Genomic DNA, 9,196 nt, shown 5'->3' with positions numbered 1-9,196 from the left:
GGATCAAACTCTCCAATAAAGAGTTGATTAGCTCTAAAATAAAAAATAAGTTTAAACGTTGACGTTTTTTGTTCGTTCAGTTTTCAAAGAGCAATACTTTCACCCAATCGCTTAACGCGACTTTTAAATACTATCATAATTGCTAGGTTCGAGTCAATAACTTTTTTAAAAAAATATTTTTCAAAAGCGATCATCTCGCAGCAACAGATATTAATATACCACCATCTTTAATCGGATGCAACATGTTTTTTTAAAACATTTGTCCGAAATTAGAAGAAAGAGTATTCTTAATAGTTTATCGGAACTAGAATCGAAATAACACCTTTCAATATCCCCAGTAAGCCAAAAGAAACATGGAACTGAAGTCAACTTACTATGAGAACATATCCTAAAAACTTATTAACAATAAAGCCCCTCCTGTATACTACTAAATGTATTCTCAACTATTAATAAGAGGTAAAGCAAAAATTCGCTTTACCTCTTGGAATTATATTAACGATGACGCATTAGCGGGAACAATAATACATCTCTTATAGAAGGAGAATTTGTTAATAGCATAACAAGTCGGTCAACACCGATTCCTAGTCCACCTGTTGGAGGCATTCCATATTCTAGTGCTTCTATGAAATCATCATCCATCATATGAGCTTCATCATTGCCTTGCTCTCGCTCTTTAAGCTGCGCTTCAAAGCGCTGTCTTTGATCAATTGGATCATTCAGTTCTGTGAATGCATTTGCATGCTCACGAGCAACAATAAATAACTCGAATCGATCTGTAAATCTTGGGTCCTTATCATTTTTCTTAGCAAGTGGTGAAATTTCCACAGGGTGCCCGTAAATGAATGTAGGTTGGATTAATTTCTCTTCTACCTTTTGTTCAAAGAATTCATTAACGATATGGCCATAAAGCATGTGTTCTGTAATCTCCACTCCATGCTCTTTCGCTAATGCTTGAGCTTCTTCTTTGCTCATTTCTTTCCAGAAATCGACTCCTGTATATTCCTTTATTGCATCAACCATATGAAGTCTTTTCCATTCTGGTTTTAAATCTACTTCGTACTCCCCATATTGTACTGTAGTCGTTCCTAACACTTCTTGTGCAATATGTGCAATTAAATTTTCTGTCAAGCTCATGATGTCTCGATAATCTGCATAAGCTTCATATAGTTCAATCATTGTAAATTCAGGATTATGACGTGTAGAAACCCCTTCATTACGGAATACTCGGCCAATTTCATATACCTTTTCTAAACCGCCTACAATTAAGCGCTTTAAATGAAGCTCTATTGCTATACGCATGTATAGCTCCATATCTAAAGCATTATGATGAGTAACGAACGGACGTGCAGATGCTCCACCTGCAATTGAATGCATCATTGGTGTTTCAACTTCTAAATACCCTTTACTATCAAGGTAGCGACGCATTGATTGAATGATGCGACTGCGATCCACGAATGTTTTCTTGCTTTCTTCACTCATGATTAGATCTAAATAACGTTGGCGATATCGCTGTTCGACATCCTTTAAGCCATGGAATTTATCTGGCAGAGGTCTTAATGATTTTGTTAATAGTTCAAATTCCTGAACTTTAATCGAAAGTTCGCCAACTTTTGTTTTAAAAAGAATACCTGTGATCCCTACAATATCACCAAGATCTACAGAATCAAAAATTTCATAGCCTTCATCACCGATTGCATCTTTACGTACATAAATTTGAATTTGTCCAGATAAATCTTGGATATGAGCAAAACCTGCTTTTCCTTTTCCGCGCTTAGTCATAATTCGGCCAGCAAGACTCACTTGAATGTTTTTCTCTTCGATTTCCTCTTTTTCAAGTGCAGCATATTGTTCAGTCAGTTCCATTGACTGATGCGTTCGGTCAAATCGCTTTCCAAAAGGATCTAGCCCCTTCGCTTGAAGGCTGCTCATTTTTTCCCTTCTAACTAGTAATTGGTCATTTAATTCTTCATGACTCTGACTCACTTATATCATCTCCATTATTTTGTAAATCTTTATGTAAAGCAATTAAGAGGCGTAAATTTCTTCTACTATTTATTTTACACAAAGAGAACAACACAGACACCAAAAATATAATTAAATAGAATAAAAACTGCCAGTAAACCCACTGGCAGTTCTCTTACATATCAAAATTATTATAGAAAAAGAAATTTTCAATGTCAAACGAAAGCATTATCCAGCTAGAATTTGACTCCGCTCTTTCTCTTCAACATCCATTACAAAGGCATTTAATAATGTGACAAGGTCTTCTCTAGTATTACATTCATTCACTGCATTTCGTACTGTAGCATGACCACGAATTCCTTTTAAGTACCATGCAGCATGCTTGCGCATTTCACGAACAGCAATGTGTTCGTTTTTCAATTCAATCAAGCGATCTAAATGAAGAATACAAACAGCAATCTTCTCTCGTACATTCGGTTCATCCATAAGCTCGCCTGTCTCTAAATATTTAACTGTACGATAAATCATCCATGGATTTCCTAATGCTGCCCGGCCAATCATCACACCATCACAGTCTGTTTCTTCAAGCATTCGTTTTGCATCCTGAGGTGTGTGAACATCTCCATTTCCGATTAACGGAATATTGATGCTCTCCTTCACCTCACGAATAATATCCCAATTTGCAGTTCCTTCATACATTTGAACGCGTGTGCGCCCATGGAGTGAAATAGCTTTTCCTCCAGCTCGTTCCACTGCCTGTGCATTACGAACAGCATAAATATGATCTTCATCCCAGCCCATTCGCATTTTAACTGTAACAGGCTTCGTTACAACATCTGTTACCGCTGAAACCATTTCATAAATTTTATTCGGATCAAGGAGCCACTTCGCGCCTGCATCACATTTCGTGATCTTCGGAACAGGGCATCCCATATTAATATCAATAATATCTGCATTTGTATTTTGGTCAACGAATTTTGCTGCTTCTACCAATGTTTCCTTTTCACCGCCAAAGATTTGTAGACTAAGCGGTTTTTCTCTATCATCAATATAGAGCATATTCATTGTTTTTTCATTTTTTAAAAGGATTCCTTTGTCACTAACCATTTCGGCACATACTAAGCCAGCACCGAATTCTTTCACAGTTAGACGGAAGGCCGAGTTACATACACCTGCCATCGGAGCAAGAACCACTCGATTCTTCAACTCGATATCACCAATCTTAAACATCTTGCACCTCCTTTTCAAAAAAAAGCTATCTATTCCTTATTTTCCACAGGTGGTGTTAGATCTTCAATAGGAATATTTAACAAAAAGGAAACACGCTTTAAAAATTCAATGGACGGCATTCTGTTCCCTCTTTCAACTTCTCCAAGGATTGAAACAGAAACACCTAATTCCTTTGCAAAACTTTCTTGTGTAAACCCTTTTAGTTTCCGAAAAGCGCGAATACGTCTTCCCCATTTTTCCGCTTCCATACTCGTACTCCCTCTCTATCAGGTATCTCCTCTAAAATTGCTTCAAGAGGCGTCTCCATCGTCGGAAGCTTGATGCTAGGCTGAACCTCTAATAGAGGAATGAGGACAAAAGCTCTTTCATGCATCCGAGGATGAGGAACAAATAACTTCTCTGTTTTAATATTTTCTTGATTATACATCAAAATGTCAAGGTCTATTGTTCGCGGGCCCCAACGTATATCCCTTTTTCGCCCTAGCGTTTTCTCTATCTCCAGACATTTATCCAATAATTCAATTGGTTTTAATTCCGTTCTCACAAGTATGACCATATTTAGAAATGGTCCTTGATCCTCATATCCAACTGGATCTGTTTCATATATTGAAGAAGTATTTACCACATCTACTTCTAAAAGAGCATGCAATTCTTCGATTGCTTGTTGTAAATATTCATAGCGCTCCCCAATATTCGATCCAAGTGCAATATATGCTAAATTATTCATCTTTATCTACCCCTTGTTATTTCAACTGCAACGGATTCGTAATGACCTGGAATAGGAGGGTCAGGTTTCGTTACCTTTACTGTCACCTGGGAAATAGCAGAAAATCGATCGAGCATTTCCCCGGCAATCTTTTCTGCAACTGCTTCAACAAGTTTATATGGGCTTCCTTCTACAATCTCTTTGCAAACGAAATAGGTCTCTCCATAATTAATCGAATCTTCAAGCCGATCCGATTCTCCCGCTTGTTTTAAATCTGCCTCTACTGTTAAATCAATGATAAATCGTTGCCCTAGACGTGTTTCTTCTGGGAAAACGCCGTGGTACCCGTAAAAAGCCATTTTGTTTAAGATAATTTTATCCATGATAAACCCCTTTGCCTACTAATGCATCCATCATTTTTGCCATCCTTGCAATTTCTTTCACATCATGCACACGCATAATTTGGCATCCCTTTTGAATGCCATAACAAACAGTAGCCCCAGTACCCTCGAGTCGCTCCTCGACAGGCAAATCCAACACCCCGCCAATCATCGACTTCCGGGAGGTTCCTAGTAAAACCGGATAGCCTAGCGAAACAAGCTTATCTAGATCTCTCATCATCTCCAAATTATAGGTTAAATCTTTCGCAAAGCCGATCCCAGGGTCTAAAATAATATTCTCATCCTTAACCCCTTCCCGCTTCACGATTGAAATGCTTTCAAATAAATCATTTGCTACATCACGATAAAAAACCTCGTACTCTTCATTTGTTCGATTATGCATGAGGATAATAGGAACTTGAAGATCTCTCGCTACTTTTGCCATATAAGGGTCAGCCTTCGCACCCCAAATATCATTAATAATATGTGCGCCTGCCTCAATTGCCTGTTTCGCTACCTCTGCCTTGTATGTATCAATCGAGATAGGGATATTCACTTCCCTTGAAATGGCACAAATAATAGGAACGACTCTTTCAATCTCTTCTTCAACAGTGACTTTCATATAACCGGGCCTTGTAGACTCTCCGCCAATATCAATTATATCCGCCCCATCCTTGACCATTTGTACCGCACGCTCTACTGCCCGATCCACATGATTAAATTTCCCACCGTCTGAAAAGGAATCAGGCGTTATATTTAATATCCCCATTATTAACGTCTTATTGCTATAGTCTAATGAATGGGGTCCACAATGAATAATGCTAGACACACTCTCTTCCTCCTTAAAGTTCATTTCTACTCCACAAAGATTGACAACGCTCCCGGTAATCCAATTGAAGTTTATTGACTAGCTTGCCAGCAGCTCCCGGCATCTCTTTGCCATCAAATATCGATATCGGAACCATTTCTTGAATGGAATTTGTAATAAATACCTCATCCGCTTTCTTTACATCGTCAACTGTAAAGCAGCCTTCTTCAATCGTCATTCCTCTTCTGCTTGCAAGCTTCATAACTAATTTTCTTGTTATTCCATTTAAGATCCCTGTGTCAATTGAAGGGGTATAAAGGATATCTTGATTAATCCAAAATAAATTAGAGACTATTCCTTCCGCTACATATCCCTCTTTAGTTAAAAAAATGCCTTCACAGTCTGTACGATCGCCTAGCTCTCTTTTTGCTAATATATTATTCAAGTAATGATGTGATTTTAACCGTTCCATTCCTTCAGGTGTATTGCGTTTTAAATTTAACACGACCGCTTGTTTCTCTTGAATAGGATCCATTTTGGGCAACTGCTTGGCAAAGATAATCACATTCGGTTTACAATACGGATTTATTTGCAATCCAATTTCCCCTACCCCTGCAGATACATTCAGCCGAATATAGGCATCTTGTAATTGATTTTTCTCAAGAAGCAGATGGAGGATCTTCCTCATTTCTTCTCTCTCATAACGAAGCTTTATATTCAATACTTCCAGACTCGTATTTAACCGTTCTAAATGATCATCCAGTAAGAAAGGATGGCCATTATACACTCTAAATGTTTCAAAAAGACCAAGTCCATACAAATATCCATGATCAAAGGGTGAGATTGTTGCTTCTTCCTCTGAAATTACCTTTCCATTTATATACACGAACATTATCTTAACCCCTAGCTACTTCTTTGTTCACATAATAATTTAGGAAGTTCCTCAATAGTTCTTTCCCACCTATTGTCATAATGGACTCTGGATGAAATTGTACTCCCTCTATCGGCAGCTCCTTATGACGGATCGCCATAATTTCTCCTTCTTCCGTCCAAGCAGATACTTCTAAACACGATGGAAGAGTTTCCTTTTTTACGATCAATGAGTGATACCTTGTTGCAGGGAAAGGATTAGATAAGCCTTGGAAAATTGATTTTCCATCATGAAAGATTCTCGAGGTTTTTCCGTGCATTAACCGCTCAGCTTGAACGACTTCCCCACCAAACACCTGGGCAATCGATTGATGGCCGAGACAAACCCCGAATATAGGTGTCTCACCAGCAAATGACCGAATGGCCTCCAAACTTATTCCCGCTTCATTCGGACTGCAAGGGCCTGGAGACACCATTAAAAATCTTGGATTTACCTCACGTATTTCTTGAATTGAAATTTCATCATTTCTTTTTACGATTAATTCCTCTCCAAGCTCGCCCAAATATTGTACAAGATTATATGTGAAGGAATCATAGTTATCAATCATGAAGATCATTAGCAATCCCCTTTTCCTTGTTCGGCCATTTCCTTTGCCTTCCATAATGCAAAGGCCTTTTTCAACGACTCCTCGTATTCGTTTTTTGGGTTTGAATCAATAACAACTCCTGCACCCGCTTGTACATATGCCTTCCCATCCTTTACTAGCATCGTACGAATGATAATATTCAGCTCTAGATCTCCATTGAAATTGATCCACCCAAAGGAACCGGTATACGGCCCTCTAGTTACAGGCTCTAGCTCTTCAATAATTTCCATCGTCCTCACTTTAGGAGCCCCTGTTATCGTACCGCCTGGGAACACCGAATCAATTAAGTCAAATCCATCTTTACCTTCTGCCAGTTCGCCTCTTACATTTGAAACGATATGCATCACATGAGAGTATTTTTCGATGACCATAAATTCATCGACGCGGACTGTGCCATATTTACAAACTCGCCCTAGATCATTTCTTTCGAGATCGACAAGCATCACATGCTCCGCTCTTTCCTTCTCATTCTCAATCAATTCATTTGCAAGCTTTAGATCTTCCACTTCATCCTTGCCACGGGAGCGTGTTCCTGCAATCGGACGCGTACTTACTTCCGTTCCCTTTTTCTTAATTAATAATTCAGGGGAGGCACTAACAAGCTGATATTCAGGTGTGTGAATATACCCCATATACGGGGACGGATTAAGAGCCCTCAATTGTTCATATACATCCATCGCAGCAACTGAAATGGGCTGACTTTGACGTACAGATAAATTTACTTGAAATACATCTCCTTGTGAGATATATTGTTGCACTTGTCGAACAGCCTGAATGAATGCTTCTTCACTCATAGAAACTTCCCTTTGGCTATTCTTCTTTGAGGCGATCTCCTTTTTCTGTTCAGAAAAGTCCTTGAGCCACTGCTCTTTCCATTCGTCGACCCTGCTTCCTATTGCATCAATCGTTTCATTTTCATGATAAATCGACATCAGCCATAATTCCTTTTCCTGATGGTCAAATACGAACCATTCCTTAAAAGCTAGAAAATGAACATCTGGCATTTGTAGATCATCTTCTGCTAATTGAGGAAGACGCTCAATATAACGTGCATAGTCATAGCTAATCAATCCAATGACTCCCCCTTGAAAATCAGGGAGCTCTTTGTCTCGTTCTGTTTCATATTGACGAAGCCAATCTTTTAACAAATAGAGTGGATTGCCCTCAAGTCGTTCTTTCCCATTTCTATGTATAATTTCTAACTTGGAATTTTTACCGATTAGTACAGTTTCAGGTTCAAAACCAGCAATGCTATAACGCCCGCCACGTCCGCTTTCTAATAAAAGATGGTACGGCATCCCCTTTGACATATGACGATATTGTGTGAAAAAGCGTTGATAAGTAAAAGGAATCTTTTTCGCAAATATTTTATAATTAGCCAATAACTGTCACTCCTCATGGTTTCTCTTTTTTCATCATACATGAAGAATGTTCCGCTTTCATTTCAAATTGATTAAAAAATAAAAAAAGAGCAACAGCTTCATGCCATTGCTCGATCCGATTATTCTGTTTCAAACTGATACAACGCTGTACTTAAATAACGCTCGCCATTACTTGGCAGTACGGCAAGGACTTTCTTGCCCTTTCCAAGCTCCTTCGCTATCTCTAATGCTGCAAAAATAGCTGCACCTGATGAAATCCCACCAAGAATTCCTTCTTCTTTAGCCGCTCGGCGTGCATATTCAAAAGCCTGGTCATTCGTTACTGTAATCACTTCATCATAAATTTTTGTATTCAATACCTCTGGAACAAAGCCGGCCCCAATTCCTTGAATTTTGTGCGGACCTGGTTTTCCTCCTGAAAGAATAGGTGAGTCTGTTGGCTCCACTGCATAGATTTTTATATTTTCATATTTTTCGCGGAGGACAGTACCTGCTCCTGTGATCGTACCACCCGTACCGATTCCTGAAATGAAGGCATCCAGCTGGTCGCCCATTTGCTCAACAATTTCTTTTCCAGTTGTTTGGCGATGGATTTCTGGATTAGCGGGATTATTAAATTGCTGTGGCAAGAAGTAACCGTGCTCACTTGCAAGCTCAATAGCCTTTCGAATTGCACCATTCATCCCTTCTGCTCCTGGAGTAAGCACAAGTTCTGCTCCATATGCACGCAGGAGGTTACGTCGCTCCATACTCATCGTATCTGGCATAACTAAAATAGCATGATACCCTTTTGCAGCGGCGATCATCGCTAAGCCGATGCCTGTATTTCCGCTTGTTGGCTCAATAATTGTCGCGCCCTCTTTTAAATCTCCACTTTCTTCAGCAGCTTCAATCATCGCAAGCGCAATACGGTCTTTCACACTGCTGCCTGGATTCATGTATTCTAATTTTAAATATACATCTGCACTATTCTCATCAATCATGCGGTTAAGTTTCACAATCGGAGTCTGCCCTACTAGTTCTGCAATTGAATTTGCTATACGTGCCACTTGCCCCACCTCTTATTCCGAGTATTTTTATTGGTTTAATTAAAATTTACCAACTTTCATCCTAATTGTCAATTATTTTGGAACTGGGAATGTAAAATCTCCTACTCATCTATCATACTCATTTAAGCGGAGAAATTTCCATTCATTTTAAACGAAACGCTC

The 9,196-nt window shown here is 39.0% G+C and carries 10 protein-coding genes; all 10 read right to left on the bottom strand.

Features of this window, described 5'->3' with window-relative positions:
* Positions 1-492 precede the first annotated feature (492 nt).
* The 10 genes from lysS to cysK all read right to left on the bottom strand — a co-directional run bounded on the left by lysS (position 493) and on the right by cysK (position 9,034).
* A complete protein-coding gene (gene lysS / locus J2Z40_RS15605; protein ID WP_083953990.1) occupies positions 493-1,983 on the bottom strand; it encodes a lysine--tRNA ligase in 1,491 nt (496 codons plus the stop codon).
* Between the two features lie 207 nt (positions 1,984-2,190).
* Entirely contained in the window at positions 2,191-3,192 is a 1,002-nt protein-coding gene (gene dusB / locus J2Z40_RS15600; protein ID WP_066399065.1) for a tRNA dihydrouridine synthase DusB, read from the bottom strand.
* 29 nt (positions 3,193-3,221) lie between these two features.
* Entirely contained in the window at positions 3,222-3,440 is a 219-nt protein-coding gene (locus tag J2Z40_RS15595) for a helix-turn-helix domain-containing protein (protein WP_066399062.1), read from the bottom strand.
* Entirely contained in the window at positions 3,392-3,919 is a 528-nt protein-coding gene (folK, locus tag J2Z40_RS15590; protein ID WP_066399056.1) for a 2-amino-4-hydroxy-6-hydroxymethyldihydropteridine diphosphokinase, read from the bottom strand. The genes J2Z40_RS15595 and folK overlap by 49 nt, the downstream gene beginning before the upstream one ends.
* A 2-nt stretch (positions 3,920-3,921) precedes the next feature.
* Entirely contained in the window at positions 3,922-4,281 is a 360-nt protein-coding gene (gene folB / locus J2Z40_RS15585; protein ID WP_066399054.1) for a dihydroneopterin aldolase, read from the bottom strand.
* Positions 4,274-5,047 carry a dihydropteroate synthase gene (gene folP, locus J2Z40_RS15580; RefSeq protein WP_425351424.1) on the bottom strand — a complete coding sequence of 258 codons (774 nt, stop codon included), beginning with the start codon at positions 5,045-5,047 and terminating at the stop codon, positions 4,274-4,276. Before folP ends, folB begins: the two co-directional genes overlap by 8 nt.
* Before the next feature lie 73 nt (positions 5,048-5,120).
* Positions 5,121-5,978 (bottom strand): aminodeoxychorismate lyase, encoded by an 858-nt coding sequence (gene pabC, locus J2Z40_RS15575; protein WP_066399048.1) that lies wholly within the window; start codon positions 5,976-5,978, stop codon positions 5,121-5,123.
* Positions 5,979-5,982: 4 nt separating this feature from the next.
* On the bottom strand, positions 5,983-6,573 hold the full coding sequence (pabA, locus tag J2Z40_RS15570) for an aminodeoxychorismate/anthranilate synthase component II (protein ID WP_066399045.1): 591 nt from the start codon (positions 6,571-6,573) through the stop codon (positions 5,983-5,985).
* Positions 6,573-7,985 (bottom strand): aminodeoxychorismate synthase, component I, encoded by a 1,413-nt coding sequence (gene pabB, locus J2Z40_RS15565; protein WP_066399043.1) that lies wholly within the window; start codon positions 7,983-7,985, stop codon positions 6,573-6,575. The genes pabA and pabB overlap by 1 nt, the downstream gene beginning before the upstream one ends.
* 119 nt (positions 7,986-8,104) lie before the next feature.
* Positions 8,105-9,034 carry a cysteine synthase A gene (cysK, locus tag J2Z40_RS15560; RefSeq protein WP_066399041.1) on the bottom strand — a complete coding sequence of 310 codons (930 nt, stop codon included), beginning with the start codon at positions 9,032-9,034 and terminating at the stop codon, positions 8,105-8,107.
* Between the last annotated feature and the right edge of the window lie 162 nt (positions 9,035-9,196).

Origin of the sequence: Cytobacillus eiseniae (assembly GCF_017874625.1) — a bacterium.
Taxonomy (GTDB): Bacteria; Bacillota; Bacilli; order Bacillales; family Cytobacillaceae; genus Cytobacillus; species Cytobacillus eiseniae.
Note: the sequence above shows the minus strand (reverse complement) of the source record. Positions and strands in the feature narration are given on the sequence as shown.

Bases quoted from the DNA above. Each gene is read 5' to 3' on its own strand.
- J2Z40_RS15595 (WP_066399062.1), bottom strand. From the start codon at position 3,440: ATGGAAGCGGAAAAATGGGGAAGACGTATTCGCGCTTTTCGGAAACTA.
- pabC (WP_066399048.1), bottom strand. From the start codon at position 5,978: ATGTTCGTGTATATAAATGGAAAGGTAATTTCAGAGGAAGAAGCAACA.
- pabA (WP_066399045.1), bottom strand. From the start codon at position 6,573: ATGATCTTCATGATTGATAACTATGATTCCTTCACATATAATCTTGTA.
- folK (WP_066399056.1), bottom strand. From the start codon at position 3,919: ATGAATAATTTAGCATATATTGCACTTGGATCGAATATTGGGGAGCGC.
- dusB (WP_066399065.1), bottom strand. From the start codon at position 3,192: ATGTTTAAGATTGGTGATATCGAGTTGAAGAATCGAGTGGTTCTTGCT.
- folB (WP_066399054.1), bottom strand. From the start codon at position 4,281: ATGGATAAAATTATCTTAAACAAAATGGCTTTTTACGGGTACCACGGC.
- folP (WP_425351424.1), bottom strand. From the start codon at position 5,047: ATGGGGATATTAAATATAACGCCTGATTCCTTTTCAGACGGTGGGAAA.